This is a genomic window from Weissella paramesenteroides (genome assembly GCF_051903945.1).
In the GTDB taxonomy this organism is placed as follows: domain Bacteria; phylum Bacillota; class Bacilli; order Lactobacillales; family Lactobacillaceae; genus Weissella; species Weissella paramesenteroides_A.
Map to the genome: position 1 here is coordinate 864,739 of NZ_CP192268.1, position 17,709 is coordinate 882,447.

The window sequence follows — 17,709 nt, forward strand, 5'->3', positions numbered from 1 at the left end:
ACTTCTTTTTCGTTTGTTAAAGTCTGCATGGTCCAACATAGCAGGCTTTGATATTACCATTTTTAGGGTAAACCAGAGTATGCTGGTTTGCCCTTTTTTTTGTCAAATTTACTTAATAGTCTATGAATTGGAGTGAATGAAATGAAACGAATGCTTACGTTTATCGGGGCAATCTTAGTTTTTTTGGGATTTTCCTTAGTAACTCAGCCAGCACAAAATGCAAGTAATACATTGGCACAACACAAAATAATCAAGGTTGGTATTTTACAATTGGTTAGTCACCCGGCTTTAAATCAGATTCACCAAGGTATTATTAGTGGCTTGAAAGATGAAGGCCTTGTGGAAGGCAAAAACATCGAAGTTGAATTTCAAAATGCACAAGGTGACCAAAGTAATATGAAAACGATGGCACAACAACTGGCAGATCATAATGATATGCTATTTGGGATTGCAACCCCAGCCGTTCAGTCACTGGTCAACGCGGCTGATAAGTCCACGCCGGTTATGTTGGCAGGAATCAGTAATCCAGTTGGCGGAGGGTTAGTTAAGTCAGAAAAACATCCGGGCACTAATGTGACTGGTACTTCAGGTGATTCTCCTTTAGACAAACAATTGCAATTAATTCGAGACGTCATGCCACAAGCAAAAAAAATCGGTGTCATCTACACCTCTTCAGATTCTGGTGGGCAAAGTAATGCTAAGAAGTTTGAGAAGCTCGTCAAAAAAGCCGGATTGCAGCCAAAGATGTATACAATTGCTAATACTAACGATATGCAACAAATTAGCCAACAGATGGCTAGTGATGTCGATGTCATTTATGCTCCTCAAGATAATGGCGTCGCTTCATCAATGAAGACATTAGTTAATAACGCAAATAAGGCAGGTAAAGCTGTTTTCACAGCTGCTGATACCATGGTTACTGACGGTGGGACTGCTTCTTATGCAATTGATCAACATGACTTGGGTCGTTTAGCGGGCCATATGGCTGCTAAAGTTATACAAGGTAAAAAGCCTGAAAATTATCCAGTTGAACATGTTGTTAAGGGTCAATATGTCATTAACCAAGAACAAGTTGATAAATTACACATTCATATACCAGAAAAAATAATGAAACAAGCACAAAAAAGTGGGAGGGTAATTAAATGAGTTTAATAACATCTAGTATCGGGCAAGGATTACTTTGGGCCATTTTAGGGGTCGCCTTATTTTTGACATTTCGAATATTAGACTTTCCTGACATGACGGTTGAAGGAACTTTTCCACTTGGTGCCGCCGTCACTGTTACTGCTATTACACATGGCGCTTCACCAGTTTTGGCTACGCTTTATGGCTGCTTGGCTGGAGCAGCTGGAGGACTGATTACCGGTTTGTTATACACCAAAGGCAAGATACCAATTTTATTAGCTGGAATCTTGGTTATGACTGGTTGTTTATCGGTCAATCTACGTGTTATGGGTGGATCTAATATTTCCTTGATAGGTAAAACGACCTTTTTTTCAGCCAATATTTTTCAAACACTGCCCAAGTATTTTGATAGTATCATCATCGGCGGAAGCACAATCATTATTATCATCATAATAGTCATTTTGTTTTTAGAAACAAATCTTGGTCAAGCTTTTATCGTAACTGGTGATAACAAGATGATGGCCCGTTCTCAGGGAATCAATACAGATAATATGACGATTTTAGGTTTAACATTATCCAACGGCTTAGTTGGGCTTTGTGGTGCTTTGATTTCCCAAAGCAATGGTTATGCTGATGCAAATATGGGAATCGGCATCATCGTGGTTGCTCTAGCCTCGATTATTATTGGTGAAGTCGTATTTGGTGAGTTGACCTTGAATCAACGCTTAGTTGCCGTTACGCTAGGTAGTATCATTTATCGCTTCGTCTTGTTGTTTGTCTTGCAGCTTGGTTTTTCAACCAATGACTTAAATTTGATTTCTGCAATTATTTTAGCTTTCAGTATGATGTTACCTAATTTACGGCATGCGTTGCACTTAAATGATATTTTACGAAAGGGGCTCAGCACAAATGATAAATAATAATAAGGCAGTCCTAGAATTAAAGGATGTTTCCACAGTTGTAAACCGCAATACGCCTAATCAAACAAAAATATTAAAAGGATTAAACTTAACTGTCTATCCTGGAGATTTTATTACGATCATTGGATCAAATGGTGCTGGTAAATCTACTTTATTTAATACGATATCGGGCGATATTTTACCAGATTCTGGTCAAGTCTTACATAATAATCAAGACATCAGCCACACTTCAGTTGAAAAACGAACAAAGTTTTTAAGTCGTGTTTTTCAAGATCCAAAGATGGGAACCGCTCCTAGAATGTCAGTTGCAGAGAATCTTTTGTTAGCCACCAAACGTGGTAAAAGACGTGACTTACGCTTTCGTCATTTGCATGGCAATAAAGAACATTTTCAAAAACTAGTGGTTGGCATGGGTAACGGGTTAGCACAACGCTTGGACACGCCAACTGAGAATTTATCTGGCGGGCAACGTCAAACGCTAAGTTTTTTAATGGCGACCTTAAATCGGCCAGACATTTTATTACTGGATGAACATACAGCAGCACTTGATCCAAAAACCAGCGCTGCCTTGATGAAGCAGACAAGTCAAACAGTGGCTGAACAAAAGTTAACTTGTTTGATGATTACCCATCACATGGAAGATGCACTAAAATACGGAAATCGGTTAGTAGTACTGCATGATGGACAGATTACTCTAGATGTCAGAGGTGCAGATAAGGATCAAATGACGATTCAACAGATTATGAATCTTTTCGTAGATTAGTAAAAATTTTCAAGGAAAATGGATTTTCTTATCAATCAGGCTAATTTAGTAGGGCAGACTAGTTTCAGCTAGTCTGTTTTTTGTTTGATATTTTATTAAATAATTCCTAGGTAAAATTTAAAATAACTATGCAAGTTTCATAATGTGTCTTATTATTAACATAAAGTGACGGTGCGCATAAGGAGTATTTATGAAAACAAGAAACATCACACAAGTCATAGTTGTTGTTATTTTGTTAATTGCGGCAGTATATAGTTTGACCCCTGACAAACAAAAGCGTCATCAACAATTGACATTAGATAATGGCGGAATTGTTTATCAGGGTAGTTTGTTCAAATATAAATTTAATGGTTCAGGAACGGTAAAATTTCAAAATCATGATCGTTACGTTGGGCATTTTTCTAATGGACAATTTAGTGGAAATGGAAAATTTATTTCACATGATCATTGGGAATTTGATGGTAAGTTTAACAAGAATTTACCTGATGGGCACGGTATTTTAAAAATGAATAAACAAAGCTATCAAGCAACCTTTAAAAAGGGGGAATTGATCAATGCGCATTAAGTGGTTCAGCTTCATAAGAATCGCTGGTTTATTGGCGGTATTGTCCTATCATTTCTTTTCCAATGCCTACACGGGTGGCTTCATTGGTGTAGATATATTTTTTACTTTCTCAGGTTTTTTGATTACGGCGTTAATGATCGATGAATTTTCAAAATCACGTCAATTTCAATTGATGAAGTTTTATCAACGACGCTTTAACCGCATTGTGCCACCATTATTGCTATCGGTCTTGGTGGTAATACCATTTACATATTTTGTAAGTCCAGATTACATTACGGGATTGGGGAAACAGGTTGCGGCAGCAATTGGGTTTACGACAAATTATTTTGAAATTTCGACTGGTGGTAGTTACGAAAGTAAATTTATTCCTCATTTATTTGTTCATACCTGGTCGTTAGCAGTTGAAATGCATTTTTATATTTTATGGGGGTTAGTAGTTGCGTTAATTGCAAGAAAATTACAACGTTCTCCCTTAAGTCAAGGCGAAGCTTTAAAGTCCTTTCGATTCAGACTTTCGGTATTATCATTACTAATGATCATTATTAGTGTTTTGATGATGGGGATACGTAGTTTCAATTTAACTGATTATTCTGCAATTTATTTTTCGAGTCTGACGCACTGTTTTCCGTTTTTTGTCGGATCTTTAACAGCAACATTTACTGGTATTCAGTCAGTTCCTAGACGGTTTAATAAAAAATTAAAGCAGGCAAAATTATTGCCAACGATAAGTACATTATTTGGTGCTTTTATTGTTTTAGGTATTCTTGGTTATTTACTGAAATTTGACAACCAATTGACTTATCTAGGGGGAATTTTATTTGCAAGCATTGTCGCTGCTTTTGCTATTGTTAAAGCCCGTACATTACATCAGTTGACACCAAATATTAATGAACCTAAGTGGGCAACCTTTATTGCAGATATTAGTTATAGCATGTATTTGTACCATTGGCCATTGTTTGTTATTTTTTCACAAATAACGAGTGTCTTTTGGGCAGTTATTTTAACCATTGGTATTGGGGTACCATGTTCAGCGATTTCTTACTATATTATTGAACCAATATTAGCAGGCAAACAACCGCATGCCATCAAACGAACAACAGTGATTCCTAAACTAAAGTCGGCGTTATTAATAATAACCATTGTTTTATTAGGTGTTACAGGATACACGATTCACTCGGCACCAACTTTAACCAGTTTGGAGCAACGGTTATGGGTGGGGAGTATTTACCAAGCTCGTGATAATTTAAATACAACGCGAGACATTGTTGCAGCATCCATTAAACAACAAGAACAAGCAAAAGCGCAGAAAACAGAAAATAAAAAGATTGCAACGATTCCGAAGGGTGTTTCTATAATTGGGGACAGTGTCACATTAGGTACACGTGATTATTTGCAAAAGAACGTTGCTGATAGTACAGTCGATGCTGCTGGTGACCGGACGATGGATTTGGCGTACCAAGTTATGATGCGAGCGCAATCGAATAAAATTTTGCGACAGAATGTGGTCATTTGTATTGGGACTAATGCGCTACCCGGTAGTCAGGAACAATTAGAAAAATTAATCACTGATTTAGCACCTGGACATCGATTAATTTTAGTGACCCCTTACGATCGTCGAGCAGACGCCACTTGGAACTCGTCAAAATTAGCAGACTTTGAACGAACCTTACCGCAAAAATACAATTATATAACCGTTGCTGATTGGCAAAAGATGGCGCAACAACATCCAGAAGTTTTTGACGGCACGGATGGCGTTCACTTTGCGGGTCGACATTCAGGAGATGTTATTTACGCTGAAACAATCAATCAAGGTCTACAACAGGCCGCTAAAGGGCCGCTAAAGAAATAAAGTTGAAAAAGGGTAGTGAGAGATGAAGAAAAGAATTGCGATATTGTCAGATATTCATGGTAATGTGACGGCACTCAGAGCAGTGATAGCGGATTTATCTAAACAAGCGATTGATGATTGCTGGTTTTTGGGTGACTTGGTTATGCCAGGACCTGCGACCAATGAACTATTTGAGTTATTAGAATCTATTGATACATCGGTCTATATTAGAGGTAACTGGGATGATTGCTTTTTAGATGTTCAGCGGAACATCGTTGGCAATCATTTCGATGATCCCTCTGATGTTTATATTGGTGTACTGGGGCAATATGTTGCTAATCACATACAAAGCAACTATCAACAAAAGTTAGCGTCATTGCCAATTCATGCGATTAAAAAGGTTAATGGTCTAACAATTAATTTGTCACATAATCTAAATACACTCAATTCAGGACCAGCGCTACTAGCAGATGCAGACACAACTCATTTTGATGAATTATTTTCAGACAACACCATTGATATTGCAGTGTATGGTCACGTTCATCATCAAATGTTACGTTACAGTAGCCAAGATCAATTAGTGATTAATCCAGGATCTGTTGGTCAACCGTTTTTTAAGCATGGCCGTTTAAATGCTGATCGACGGGCACAATATGCAATTCTGACAATTGATGATACTGGCTTGGCTGAAGTTATTTTCCGAAAAGTGGCCTATGATCTTGAAGAAGAATTAGCAATTGCAAAAGAAGCCGGTTTACCATACTTAAATTTGTACCAAGAAATTTTGTTTGATGGTGTTGCTCATACGCATGATGATGAATTATTGGATAATATAAATGAACAATATGGGTATCTTAAATCATTGCAAAAATTGCTTGATAAATAAATTAAAGAAGCTGATGCATGTATTATATGCACCAGCTTCTTTAGTTTAATAGTAGTACTAGTCAATCGTAATCCGTTGATTATGACTAGTTTCTGACTTTGGTAGTGTTATCTTTAATACACCCTCATTGACTTGTGCCTTTATTTTATCAAGTTCAACAGCTGGTAAGTAGTAACTACGTTGTAAACGACCTGCCGTACGTTCACGAGTAATTACATTACCTTTGTCATCCTTTTCAGTGTTAGAAGTGTGTCTTGTAGCGGTAACTGTTAGCGAATCATTCTGGTAATTCAAATTAATGTCTTGCTTATTAATCCCAGGAACATCAATTGATACTTCGTAATGATCATCTAGGTCTACAACATCACTCTTCAACTGCTGATTTTCAGCACTAAATGCTGGCATTAGATGATTAAAATCATTAAAGAAGTGATCCCAATCATGAAACATACCATTAAATCGGTTTGATAACTCGTTTGCCATTATAACTTCCTCCTAAACTGTTTGATTTTGAGATTGATAATTACATCACTATCTCCAACTACATTGTAGATGCGCAATTTTTTAATTGCAAAAATTACATTCAGTATCAAGCGATTAAGAAATACAGTTGATATGAAAGAGCTATGTTACAATGAAAAGTATTGAAAAAGTGATGTACAGCAAAGAAGGTTTTAAAAAATGGTAGAAACAAATGATGGGCTCGTAGCAAATCATATGCAAATTCCTTGGAAAGAACTTGCCGATAAAGAGGCTAACAATTTAGTAATTAATGCCTCTTTGAAGGAAAAAACAATTATTGTTGGCCGGGTGGGGTTAATTATGTTGTCTTGTGGTACGGGTGCTTGGCGAGTACGTGAAGCAATGAACACAATGGCACGTATTTTAAAAGTTTATTGTTCAGCTGATATTGGATTAATTTCAATTTCATATACTTGTTTTGATGACGTGAATAGCTATACAGAGTCATTATCATTAAAATCAAGCGGTGTGAATACTGATAAACTGACAAATATGCAGCAATTTGTCACTATGTTTCAAAATGAAGGAGCTTTTTTAAAAGTAAAAGATGTTCATCGATTATTAGATCGAATCGATGCAAAAAAGGGCAATTATACGCCCATTTTACTGGGATTAGCTGCAGCATTGGCCTGTTGTTCCTTCGTGTTTTTACTGGGTGGCGGTCCAGTTGAGATGTTGTGTACTTTTTTTGGTGCAGGGTTTGGTAATTATACTCGTGCTAAAATGAATGGTAAGCATTTGACTATGTTTGCTGGCTTAGCTGCTGGGGTGGCGGTAGCTTGCTTGACATATCTTATTTTTTCAAGAGGATTAGAACTGCTTTTCCATATCAATATTGCGCATGAGGCTGGTTATATTGGGGCGATGCTATTCGCTATTCCAGGTTTTCCATTTATTACTAGTGGATTAGATTTAGCAAAATCAGACCTGCGGTCCGGTATTGAGCGCTTAGTGCACGCCGTATCAATAATAGTCATTGCAACCTTAGTTGGTTGGCTAGTTGCATTAGCTAGTGATTTAAAACCAGATAATTTTTTGCCATTAGGTCTGGGACCATGGTTGATATGTTTATTTAGAATTCCAGCAAGTTTCTGTGGTGTTTTTGGTTTCTCGGTAATGTTCAATAGTCCAGTTAAAATGGCGGCAACAGCTGGATTGATTGGGGCAGTTGCCAACACACTTCGCTTGGAATTAGTTGACTTGACACCGCTGCCTGCAGCAGCAGCAGCTTTTTTTGGGGCGCTAACGGCAGGTATCTTAGCATCATTATTTCATAAACGGATGGGATATCCACGAATTTCACTAACCGTACCAGCAATTGTTATTATGGTTCCCGGTTTATATATGTACCGGGCAATGTATTATATTGGTGTTGGTAGTATTTCAAATGGTGCACAGTGGCTTGTTTCAGCGTTGATGATTGTTCTTTGTCTACCATTAGGGTTAATTGTTGCTCGTATGTTAATGGATCCGGATTGGCGTCATGCGGGATAGTTGATAAATAATTTAAAATGAAAAAACCAGTGTTGAATTTGTGATAAACAAACAGCACTGGTTTTTTATAATTATTTATTCTTATTTGCCATATGGTGAATGGCTGTTTCTAGCAATTTCTTTTGAATGAAAGAAGGGTGCTGTTGGGCAGCAATGTGTAATCCATTATTAAACTCAACCATCAAATGCCATTTATGACCTTCTGCAATTTCTTTAGGTGCTCCTTCTGGTAGTAGGACACCTAATTTAATTTTCATGCCATCATCGATACTAGAAAGTTGATGCATACCTAGCATCTTGGTATTTAGACCATTATTCTTTAGGAAAGTGTTTCCTGCCATGACAATGTCAGCATTTTCTTTTGGTTGCACAGAGAAATCGGAATCAATTTTACCTGGTTTTAGATCAAGATATGAGGGATCTTTATACATTCCAAATGTTTCGATAATAACCTGATTGCCAGCTTTATCCGCATCAAAATAGTAATGTTCTGGATGAATTTTTGATGGCGTATATAAGTTGTTTTCTTTTGCCAATAATTGGTTAAACATCATAAATTGTACTAATGAGATACCATGTACTTCGACATCGACATATGCTTCTTGCATATTAACACCTTCACGTGAATTATTGGCAATTTCTGTCCACATCTCATCACCACGTGTAATTTCTGGTTTAAAAAGTTCAAGTGTTTTTTCTTTACCAATGCTTTCGCGAGTTTGAGCCAATGCCTCTTTAGCTTCAGATAATGGTAATCTTAGTAAGTCTTCATAGGGGATGACAGTGTTATCTTTTTTTATTTCAATATTTTTATCATTAAATATTTTAAAAACATGATGGTACCGACTTAATTCCATATCATGAATTTCTTCTTCACTAATTGGTTGGCCATCAACAGAAAAGTTAATTGTATAGTTATCCATCTTATCATGCTCCTTTGTCTATCGTTGCGTGATTACTTATTAATTTATAACCACAGTATATAGAATATGCAAACCAGTTAAAACAGCAATATGCCAATTAGTGTATAATAAAACAACACGTGTAGAATAAAAGTAGAAGGGGATATGAAATGGATTTGAGATTTTTAAGAACTGAGACAATCATAAAGGAAAAGTTTATTGAGCAACTATCAGCGATGTCATTTCACGAGATGACTGTCACTAAGTTGGCAAAGGCAAGTATGATCGATCGGACGACCTTTTATACACATTATGCTAGTACTTTTGAATTAGCCTCAGCATTAATCATGGACTATTTAGCACCATTTAAAAATGCCTTTGAATTAAGTCAGAAGCAGCGACATTTACAAAGTCACTTTGATAGCTATCATTTCTTTTCCGATGAGTTAGTTGATTACTTATTGCAAAATAAACATGATATTCAATTATTGCGAGAAATTTCTTTAGGAAAGAATAGTTTTGATCCACAACTGAGACAATTATTTATTCATGTCTATTCAAAATTGTTTAATCGAAAAGAGTCTGACTTTGTTATTTATTTGATGGTTAGTTTAGCGATGAGTAACCTTGAATTTGTTTTGAATGAAGGTAGATTGCCAAAACGAGATGAGTTGAAAGATGGCATTGACTTAATGTATACTGCTATCAATCAATAAAACGCTCCTAGAGAACGGTTTCTCTGGGAGCGTTTTATTCTAGTAACTAACTAAACAGCATAAATTGCAATAACTAACAGCAATATGAATACGACAGTTACAAAGGTAGCATTTTGATATTCTTTAAATTTTAAATGAGTGAAAAAGGCGCCAAGCATAATGATTATTAAACCAATCGCTGCCCACATTGTTAATACAGGTAGAATATTAGTTGCTTTTGGTAAAATTAGCCCTAAAGCACCAAGCATTTCTGCCGTTCCAATGAACATAATTAATCCCTTTGATTCAAGATGGTCCATCTTTTTCAATTCAGCTTCTTTTTTATTATATTGGAAAGTTTTTGAAAAGCCAGAATTTAAGAATAATAGTGCTAATAAAATTTGTAAAATCCACAAAACAATAACCATGTAAAAATACCCCCTAATAGGTTATTCCGAGATTGTCTTACCAAAGTACATCAATTCCCAAATACCATTGGGATTGACGGCTTCGTCAACAACCTTGTTATCTTCATACTTTGTTACCTTGATTGTACCAGTGAATCGTAGATAAGCACCATCAAAGCCACTTAACTTAGCAAGTAGCTTTTTGAAACCAGACATTTCGTCAATCATTTTAAATCCAGAAATGATTTTTTCCATGCTGTAACTGACGACATAAGTGTTTTTCTCACCTTTAACAGTGTACTTTAAGTTTTTTTGCACAGGTTTTTTTGTTTGTTCATCAATGAAAACATCAGAATCTTCCACAATCATATTACTTTCATCACCACTAATAATTTCACCATGATCAGCAATCATCATAACTGGCATTTTTTCATAATTATAAGCCTTTTCAGCAGTTGTTTCGGTCGAAATGACTTTATAGTCCTCGACGTCTGCACGACCCCAGTACCAGTGATGCATATGTTTGAGCATTAATTCATCACCCCAGTTATGGTCATGATAACCTTTTCCAGATACTTCAACTGATTGTCCATTGGTCACTAGGGTACCAGAAACGTCAGCAGCTGGGACGGCAGGTAACCAACTAAATTGTTTGTTACCAAACAAGTTTGCACCAGCAGCTGGTCGCCATGAAGAAAGGGTATTCTTAATATTTAAATCTGCTTTGAAGTTGTCTTTTTCAAAGTGGAGGGTATAGGACTTTAAGTCACCAGTGAGATAGTTTTTACCAATATGAACATCGCAATAGTCAGTTCGTGCAGAAAAGTTCTCTGCGGTTACATCTTCGCGGTAGCTGGTGGTTTTTCCATTCGCATCAGTGATTTCAAATGAAACCCAAGGTTTTAATTCCGTGCCAAGGTTAAATGAATCCTTTGTCATAAATGTTGCTACGACACTAGATCCATCCGTCAAATTTGCATCGAAATACCACCATTCAAAATTCTTTTCGTCGGCTTTTGTACGCATGCCATCTTCCCAAGGACGAATAATATTAGGTGTAACATTAAAGCGGGTATAGTCTTCAGGTTTATTTGCCGCACGGGCAATCATCTTTGCCATAAAAATCTCCTTATGAATGTGCTTTATAATATGATATCCTTAGAGTAACCGTAGACTTTACATGTGTCAACTTTTCACTGTTAAGTTTGTCAAAAAATAGAAAGTGTCAAGATTATGTACGAAGGAAATAACCCAACTGCTTTGCAATCAAAGCAAATGATCATTAATGCCATGTTTGAATTATTAAAGGAAGAAAGCTATCAAAACATCTCAATAAAGAAGTTAGCTGATCGTGCAAAATTATCACGCCAAACATTTTACGCTAATTTTGCTAATCGTGAAGAAGTGATTCGCAGTGAATTAGATCGCATCTTTGTAGATTATAAGCAAGCAATTGATCAATCTGATAACTCATCAAACCAACTGATTCGTTTATTTTTTAAATTTTATAAGTCACATGAGCAAATGATTGATGTGCTACTTGCTAATCATTTGGAACCATTGTTAACAGAAGTTTCACGTGAATGTATGAATAGTTTGCAAATTTCTAATGAAGCGAATAACCAATATGTTTATGGATTTGTTGCTGGTGGATTGACTCAAATATTATCCGATTGGAACCAGAGAAATAAAGATTTGCCAATTGAGGCGTTAGCAAGTTTGACGGAAAGTTTATTAAACCCCCAATCATTTAATACAACGACTCAAGAAGAAAAATAAAAAGATGATGAACTGGAACAATAGTTAGTTCATCATCTTTTTTGTATCCAAAAATAGGCAAGAATCACTTACCCCATAAGTAATCTGTTAATTTATCGTTGACGACAGGATTATTAATATGTAATCGACTGTGTTGACCGCCTTCGCCTTTAACTTCGAACTCCTGATATGAACGTGCTCTGTCAGAGACTAGGTATCGTAATGATCTAACTGATTGAATTGTTACCAATCCGTCAGAAGCAGTACCATCTTTTAAGTCACCATAGATATTTAGAACACGGGTGTTTGTCGGAAAGTTGGGTTTGCGTTCAAGTAATGTCTGATATTCCTCATGAATAATCTTGGGTCGGCCAGCCTTATTTAGTGAATTTTCATGAGGTGCATCATCCCAAAGATCAGCTAAATTACCACTTGTTGGTTGATTTGCATGACCCTTGTCTAAAATACCATTATAAGGACCTGCTAAAACAACCATTTTATTAAGTTTTGGTAGGCTTGGATCAGCGCCCCAATACATACTGTAATACACCCAAGCATAGGCGCCCATTGAATGACCAACAACGTTGAAATTTTTGATATTGTACCTATTTTTTAGGTAAGCAACGATGCGATGAAGTCCCTGCGCATAGCGTACTTCACCAACACGATTGTTATCAAATTGTACCAAAATAACTGGATTATCATTATTACCAGTTAATCGACCTTGTACTTGTAGCTTATTATCGCGGGTGACATGAATGACCATTTCTTCAGTCACAATATTCTGTTCCGTACCAATCTTAATGAAAGATTGTTCAGCACGCAAACTACTTGACCAACCGTGCATAAAAATGGTCGGCGTAGTTGACATGATATAGTTCTTAGAAGTTTGTGATTGTTGTTGATAAGAAGAAAATGCCCACACAGATCCCAGAGCAGATAGACCAATAGCGACAGGAAAAGCGATTTTGACACGATCGGCTTTCTTTTCTTCGGCACGTTGTTGCCACTTATAATAAAATTCAGTGTCCTTAAATCTGCGAAGTAACCAAGCTAGTAAAATCGGTGCTGTCAGGCCAATAATAATTCTGAAATACCAGTTATTTGTAAAGACAGACAAAGTGGTTAAATCAAATGCTGCCCGATGATAAAACATGATGATGTCCGTATTTTTACCAATAAAAGTTAGCAGTGCAAAATTACCAAGTCGTTCAAGTCCTTCACAAATAATAAATACAACTAAACATAGAATTGGTGGAATAACAAAGGCTTGTAGTCCATTGTGAATATTAGAAGATTTTAACCAGAGGACAAAATCAAGATTATCAGTCGCATACAAGTATAGTAGGATTACGAAGAATAATGTACCAATACCAGCAAAAACTTGTTTCGCATGCCAATTGATTTTTGGAAATATTTTAAATGTGTAGTAACCAAGTAGCATCCAAAAGACGGCTAGAAAAGAAATCTGGGCATCCCAAGGAAAATCAGCACTGCCAAAGAACGTGATGTTTTGTAGGGCAACTCCTAGTGCAAATGAGCCAATAGCAATGGCAAATTGCAGCCAAATTTTTTTTATATAGGATATCAGTAGGGTCGTCATAAAAATGGCAAGCATATAAGTAGTCATGTACCAAAATACACTCAGATAATCATCTAGGGTACTTCCACCATAGATTAGGCGTCCAAAGTACGAAAATGTATACTCCCAGGATTGCTGTCTAAAAAAATGACTTAAAATAATTAAAATTGCGCCATTTAAAAAATAGGCAATTACTAAAGGCTTAATACGATGACCTAGCAAATAAGACCAACCTTTGAAGTCATGACTAATTTTTTTAAGGAAGAAACCACCAATCATGAAAAATAATGGCATATGCCACCAGTAAATGGCATTATAAGTAACATCCAATCCTTTGCCAGCAACATCATTGATTGCATGTCCTGTCACAACAGCGATAATTCCAAAGCATTTGGCATAATCAGCCCACAAAATTCGTTTATTCAGTTTTGGCTTGTTTGTATCTATTGTGTCTGTAGTCATAAAAAGTTAGCTATTCATCTCCTATAGTGATAAATTTTATCTTAAACTTAAAATAACGTATTTTTCCAAAAAAAACATTAAATAAGCTTTATAGTAGTACTAAGGACTACCAAACGTATATTATTTTTAAGAAAAGTGGGGAGAGATATATGAGTAAAGATAAATTTCATCGAGCTTTTGGTGTGTATGGTATTGTCACGATTGACAATGCGTTAGTTGTCATTAAGAAAAATGGTGGGCCGTATATCAATCGGTTTGATTTGCCCGGGGGTAGTTTGGAAGATGGTGAATTTCTAAAGGACGCAATTATACGTGAAATTAACGAGGAGACCGGTCTGAAAGTTAGCAAAGTCAATCAGCTGGGTATCACGAGTTTTAGATATCCATGGCACTATTTAGATTACGAAATGAACCAGCACATTGCGGTATTTTATCAAGTTAGCGAGTATGAGGGTGAGTTATTAGAGACAGTCGCACAATTTGACGGTCAAGATTCTTTAGGTGCTGTGTTGGTCAGCCTAAACGATTTAAATGAACAAAATGCATCCCCACTGGTTCTTAAAGCGAAAGATTACTTGGAACATAAGTCTTTTGAAATAGATGATGTTGAATATCAATCTTGGCACGTTTTAAGTGATGGCGAACAAGTATTTTAAAAGTAATTTTAAAAGCACAGCAATTTCCTTGTGAAAAAGAAGGTTATTGTTATTGTTGTGCTTTTGAGAAGGCAACTAATCAAATTGTCAGTGCAACTATATATGGGGGGATGCGGCTAGTTTGATAAATATTTTAACTTTTGTGATAGACAAAGGACTGACATCAGCTAATTTAGAGCAGTTAATCTTTGGGTTCCCGGCCGTTTCGTATTCTATATTAGGATCACTTAACCCGTGCGGTATGTTAGGATAGCGAACTTTAACTACGCTGGTAAAGAAGACCTTGAAGCACATGGTTAAAGTGTTTATTTAATTGAATAGCTTACCAAAAAAGCAGCTAAATTTTTCATGAATTTAACTGCTTTATAGTTTTAGAAGGCTCTAAAGTCTTCAGACAGTAGTGCTATTAAAACATTTGCCATGGTTTCTGGTGTTTCTTGTGCATCACTTTTTAGCCACTGAATGATTGTATTCAATAGTGCACCCGAGAGAAAATACAAGGTATATCTTTTTACAGAACGTTGTGGGAAATCCCCTAAGATTAATTCAGCGAACTGATTCATATCATCCTGTAAAAAAGTTCCAAACCCACTATCATAACCCACTATCATATAGTAATAATAAACGATCTTTTTGATACAGATAGTGTTGTAGCGCGATAGTTAACTTTTTTTCATTAAAAATATCTGACAAAGATTCAGAAAAAGTAATTAAATCTGCAATGTCATGTCGTTGATTTGCCATGTATGTTTCAATAATTTGTTCTTTAGACCTAAAATTGCGATAATAAGATGCTCTTGCAACACCGGCTGTTTGAACAATATCAGTTACAGTAATTGTGGAAAAATTTTTGCGATTTAGTAGTGTAAATAAAGCATTCTCAATTTTTCTTTTGACCTTTTGGTTTGCTTCAACACGTTTATCCATAGTTTCTCCTTATTTAAAATATATATTCACAATATCTGATACAATATCAGCTAAATTATATCAGATGAAAACGCTTTAATTATATCTAGATATGATACACTTTGTCTACAAAGAGAATTAATTAGACAACAGAAGGAGATCAATATGGAAAATTATCAGGTTGAATTTGAAATCGATGGTTACACTTATTCGCAACAAATGATTGAAGCTTTTGAATTTGAACGAAACAAACATGTTTTACATGAAATGATTTATCTTGGTGCTGATGTTACTGACCACGATAAATCGTTGAGCTATATTGATATTGATTTTTTGAGTAAGGAAGATGCAGCACGAATCAATCTTGAAAATAAAATTAAATATGGTACTGATGGCCTTTTGTCAATTTATCGTGACGAAATTAAACGTACGGATAAAATGTGGAAGAATATTATTTCACATTATCATGAAGGCGATTCCTATGAACCATGTATCACACACATGAAAGTTACTGGTGTATCAATGGATGATCTTGGTGAAGGATTGATGCTAGCAATGGCTGGAGATAATGCTTCTCTGGCTGCGAACCCAGAACATTATGGTCATGTTATAACTGAGGAAGTTCCAGCCGGTTTTGAAGGTATGGGAATGTTTGGTGGTCCAAACCTCATGCGCATTCAATTTGCACCGGATATCGACATTCCTATTGATATCCCATCAGACTATTTACCCTTTACCATTGGCTATTCTGAACTTGGTGATGGTACGAACATGCATACTTTAGCTGCGCATTATATCAGAGATACGGATAATGGGTTAGAGATGCTACTAACTTGTTCTTTCCCTAAAGGAACACCTTTAGAATTGGTTAAAGGTCATGAAATTCATTTAGCCAGCGAGTTTTTAGGCTTGGTAAAAATTGCTGCAAAACAAATATAAAATTAATTGTATTATTAATGAAAGGAGAAATTATGTCAAAATTTAATGAAAAATCGACTTTTGAGGAAGTTTTAAATACACCAGAAGGGAAGGAAATTGCTCGGAAACATCTGGGTAGTTTATTAGATCGACCATCTGTTGGCATGATGAAAAATAAATCACTAGTTGAACTACGTAACATGATTCCGTTGCCACCAATCAAAAAGAAGTTTTCTGCAATGATTGATGAATTACTTACATTAAATTAATGTATTTGTTATTAATTGAGAATAAAATTATAATGTGCATATCCATTGTTAGTATTGTTTTAAGTATAAATAACGTATAAAAAAGGACAATAACCCTAATGAAAAAGGGATATTGTCTTTTTTTAATTAGATTTCAAATTTGACGATATTCGTACAGCTGCTGCCATACCACCATCCCCATACGAAGGATTAGCCATGAACCTCTGAGAGATTGTGCTAATCTCATTTTTTGTTGCACAGGCATGTTTAATTTCGTCCTCCCAATTAGCTAGCCGTTCATCAGAAGTGGTTTCAATATCAAGTAAGACTTTGACAATATTATTTTGATACGATGCCAGGTGCTTATTAATAATTTCTTCCATTAAGGATAAACGATTTGACATACTTTTAACATTTGAGGAAGTTGGAGTTGTGCGATAGGCAATTAAGGGTTGATCTACAATACCGATGGCTGAATCTGTATTTGTCTCAAGTAAGCTTAAGAAAAATTCCCAATCTTCATAACCAGATTGCATTGTTTCATCATAACCTATACTTTGATCGTATGTTTCTCTTCGAAGTAGATGGGTCGCTGGACAACAATTGTGCGATAAAAATGATTGCAAATGTCCACCAGATGGCTTAATAATTGCATCCAGAACACCAAAAGTTTTCAACCAGGATGAGGCTGCCACCAAGTGAGGGTGCTCATTGAGTATATGAGCCGTTGACTCTAGAAAAGTGGGCATTATTTTATCATCACCATCTAACACCAGAACAAACGTAGCACTTGTTTGCTTTATGCCATTGTTTCTGGCGACTGAAACACCTTGATTTTTTTGATAAATCACATGAACTGGGATGGCTGCTTGCTCTTGTTCAAGTGTGTGTAGTACTTCAAGTGATTCAGAATCAGAGGAACCATCATCGATAATATAAATGTTACTAGGTTTAACAGTTTGCTTGAGAACAGATTCAACTGCTTCAAGAATTAAGTTTTTTTGGTTATAGCTGGTAATAACGACATCAATTGTTGGTGCATCACTGATTGGTTCCATGAAATTATCTCCTA

Annotated in this window: 20 protein-coding genes; 12 read left to right on the forward strand and 8 right to left on the reverse strand. The window is 36.0% G+C overall.

Annotated elements, in window-relative coordinates; translation table 11 throughout:
• Nucleotides 1-141 precede the first annotated feature (141 nt).
• From trpX to ACQ4QH_RS04055, 6 genes are all read left to right on the forward strand, one after another.
• Complete coding sequence (trpX, locus tag ACQ4QH_RS04030) at nt 142-1,146, forward strand: tryptophan ABC transporter substrate-binding protein (protein WP_439819346.1); 1,005 nt, start codon at nt 142-144, stop codon at nt 1,144-1,146.
• Entirely contained in the window at nt 1,143-2,045 is a 903-nt protein-coding gene (locus tag ACQ4QH_RS04035; protein ID WP_439819347.1) for an ABC transporter permease, read from the forward strand. Before trpX ends, ACQ4QH_RS04035 begins: the two co-directional genes overlap by 4 nt.
• On the forward strand, nt 2,035-2,808 hold the full coding sequence (locus tag ACQ4QH_RS04040) for an ABC transporter ATP-binding protein (RefSeq protein ID WP_439819348.1): 774 nt from the start codon (nt 2,035-2,037) through the stop codon (nt 2,806-2,808). The genes ACQ4QH_RS04035 and ACQ4QH_RS04040 overlap by 11 nt, the downstream gene beginning before the upstream one ends.
• Nucleotides 2,809-2,998: 190 nt before the next feature.
• Nucleotides 2,999-3,373, forward strand: a complete 375-nt coding sequence (locus ACQ4QH_RS04045; protein ID WP_439819349.1) for a hypothetical protein — start codon at nt 2,999-3,001, stop codon at nt 3,371-3,373.
• Entirely contained in the window at nt 3,363-5,222 is a 1,860-nt protein-coding gene (locus ACQ4QH_RS04050; protein WP_439819350.1) for an acyltransferase family protein, read from the forward strand. Before ACQ4QH_RS04045 ends, ACQ4QH_RS04050 begins: the two co-directional genes overlap by 11 nt.
• A gap of 22 nt (nt 5,223-5,244) precedes the next feature.
• Nucleotides 5,245-6,087: a metallophosphoesterase family protein gene (locus ACQ4QH_RS04055; protein WP_439819351.1), complete on the forward strand. Its 843-nt coding sequence runs from the start codon at nt 5,245-5,247 to the stop codon at nt 6,085-6,087.
• Nucleotides 6,088-6,144: 57 nt separating this feature from the next.
• Here the strand turns inward: ACQ4QH_RS04055 and ACQ4QH_RS04060 are convergent, their stop codons facing one another.
• Nucleotides 6,145-6,570 (reverse strand): Hsp20/alpha crystallin family protein, encoded by a 426-nt coding sequence (locus ACQ4QH_RS04060; RefSeq protein WP_439819352.1) that lies wholly within the window; start codon nt 6,568-6,570, stop codon nt 6,145-6,147.
• Nucleotides 6,571-6,768: 198 nt separating this feature from the next.
• Here ACQ4QH_RS04060 and ACQ4QH_RS04065 point away from each other — a divergent pair, with 198 nt between their 5' ends.
• Complete coding sequence (locus ACQ4QH_RS04065; protein WP_439819353.1) at nt 6,769-8,103, forward strand: threonine/serine ThrE exporter family protein; 1,335 nt, start codon at nt 6,769-6,771, stop codon at nt 8,101-8,103.
• A gap of 71 nt (nt 8,104-8,174) precedes the next feature.
• Here ACQ4QH_RS04065 and ACQ4QH_RS04070 read toward each other — a convergent pair whose 3' ends face one another.
• The gene (locus ACQ4QH_RS04070; RefSeq protein ID WP_439819354.1) at nt 8,175-9,026 is read right to left on the reverse strand and encodes a hypothetical protein; all 852 of its coding nucleotides are present in this window, start codon (nt 9,024-9,026) and stop codon (nt 8,175-8,177) included.
• 149 nt (nt 9,027-9,175) lie between these two features.
• Here ACQ4QH_RS04070 and ACQ4QH_RS04075 point away from each other — a divergent pair, with 149 nt between their 5' ends.
• A complete protein-coding gene (locus ACQ4QH_RS04075; RefSeq protein WP_439819355.1) occupies nt 9,176-9,721 on the forward strand; it encodes a TetR/AcrR family transcriptional regulator in 546 nt (181 codons plus the stop codon).
• A 50-nt stretch (nt 9,722-9,771) separates the two neighbouring features.
• Here the strand turns inward: ACQ4QH_RS04075 and ACQ4QH_RS04080 are convergent, their stop codons facing one another.
• Complete coding sequence (locus tag ACQ4QH_RS04080) at nt 9,772-10,128, reverse strand: DoxX family protein (RefSeq protein ID WP_439819356.1); 357 nt, start codon at nt 10,126-10,128, stop codon at nt 9,772-9,774.
• Between the two features lie 21 nt (nt 10,129-10,149).
• The gene (locus tag ACQ4QH_RS04085; protein ID WP_439819357.1) at nt 10,150-11,226 is read right to left on the reverse strand and encodes a lipocalin-like domain-containing protein; all 1,077 of its coding nucleotides are present in this window, start codon (nt 11,224-11,226) and stop codon (nt 10,150-10,152) included.
• A 114-nt stretch (nt 11,227-11,340) separates the two neighbouring features.
• Between ACQ4QH_RS04085 and ACQ4QH_RS04090 the strand changes: the two genes are divergently transcribed.
• On the forward strand, nt 11,341-11,886 hold the full coding sequence (locus ACQ4QH_RS04090; protein ID WP_439819358.1) for a TetR/AcrR family transcriptional regulator: 546 nt from the start codon (nt 11,341-11,343) through the stop codon (nt 11,884-11,886).
• Between the two features lie 64 nt (nt 11,887-11,950).
• On the opposite strand, the gene ACQ4QH_RS04095 is transcribed toward ACQ4QH_RS04090, so the two are convergent.
• The gene (locus tag ACQ4QH_RS04095) at nt 11,951-13,909 is read right to left on the reverse strand and encodes an alpha/beta hydrolase (protein ID WP_439819359.1); all 1,959 of its coding nucleotides are present in this window, start codon (nt 13,907-13,909) and stop codon (nt 11,951-11,953) included.
• 149 nt (nt 13,910-14,058) lie between these two features.
• Here ACQ4QH_RS04095 and ACQ4QH_RS04100 point away from each other — a divergent pair, with 149 nt between their 5' ends.
• Nucleotides 14,059-14,565 carry an NUDIX hydrolase gene (locus ACQ4QH_RS04100; protein ID WP_439819360.1) on the forward strand — a complete coding sequence of 169 codons (507 nt, stop codon included), beginning with the start codon at nt 14,059-14,061 and terminating at the stop codon, nt 14,563-14,565.
• A 371-nt stretch (nt 14,566-14,936) separates the two neighbouring features.
• Here the strand turns inward: ACQ4QH_RS04100 and ACQ4QH_RS04105 are convergent, their stop codons facing one another.
• Together ACQ4QH_RS04105 and ACQ4QH_RS04110 are read right to left on the reverse strand one after the other, a co-directional pair.
• Nucleotides 14,937-15,128, reverse strand: a complete 192-nt coding sequence (locus tag ACQ4QH_RS04105; RefSeq protein ID WP_439819361.1) for a TetR-like C-terminal domain-containing protein — start codon at nt 15,126-15,128, stop codon at nt 14,937-14,939.
• 31 nt (nt 15,129-15,159) lie between these two features.
• On the reverse strand, nt 15,160-15,492 hold the full coding sequence (locus ACQ4QH_RS04110; RefSeq protein WP_439819362.1) for a TetR/AcrR family transcriptional regulator: 333 nt from the start codon (nt 15,490-15,492) through the stop codon (nt 15,160-15,162).
• Nucleotides 15,493-15,636: 144 nt separating this feature from the next.
• Here ACQ4QH_RS04110 and ACQ4QH_RS04115 point away from each other — a divergent pair, with 144 nt between their 5' ends.
• Both ACQ4QH_RS04115 and ACQ4QH_RS04120 read left to right on the forward strand, forming a co-directional pair.
• Nucleotides 15,637-16,410 carry a hypothetical protein gene (locus ACQ4QH_RS04115; RefSeq protein ID WP_439819363.1) on the forward strand — a complete coding sequence of 258 codons (774 nt, stop codon included), beginning with the start codon at nt 15,637-15,639 and terminating at the stop codon, nt 16,408-16,410.
• Between the two features lie 32 nt (nt 16,411-16,442).
• Entirely contained in the window at nt 16,443-16,658 is a 216-nt protein-coding gene (locus ACQ4QH_RS04120) for a hypothetical protein (RefSeq protein ID WP_439819364.1), read from the forward strand.
• 122 nt (nt 16,659-16,780) lie between these two features.
• On the opposite strand, the gene ACQ4QH_RS04125 is transcribed toward ACQ4QH_RS04120, so the two are convergent.
• Nucleotides 16,781-17,695: a glycosyltransferase family 2 protein gene (locus ACQ4QH_RS04125; RefSeq protein WP_439819365.1), complete on the reverse strand. Its 915-nt coding sequence runs from the start codon at nt 17,693-17,695 to the stop codon at nt 16,781-16,783.
• Nucleotides 17,696-17,709 lie beyond the last annotated feature (14 nt).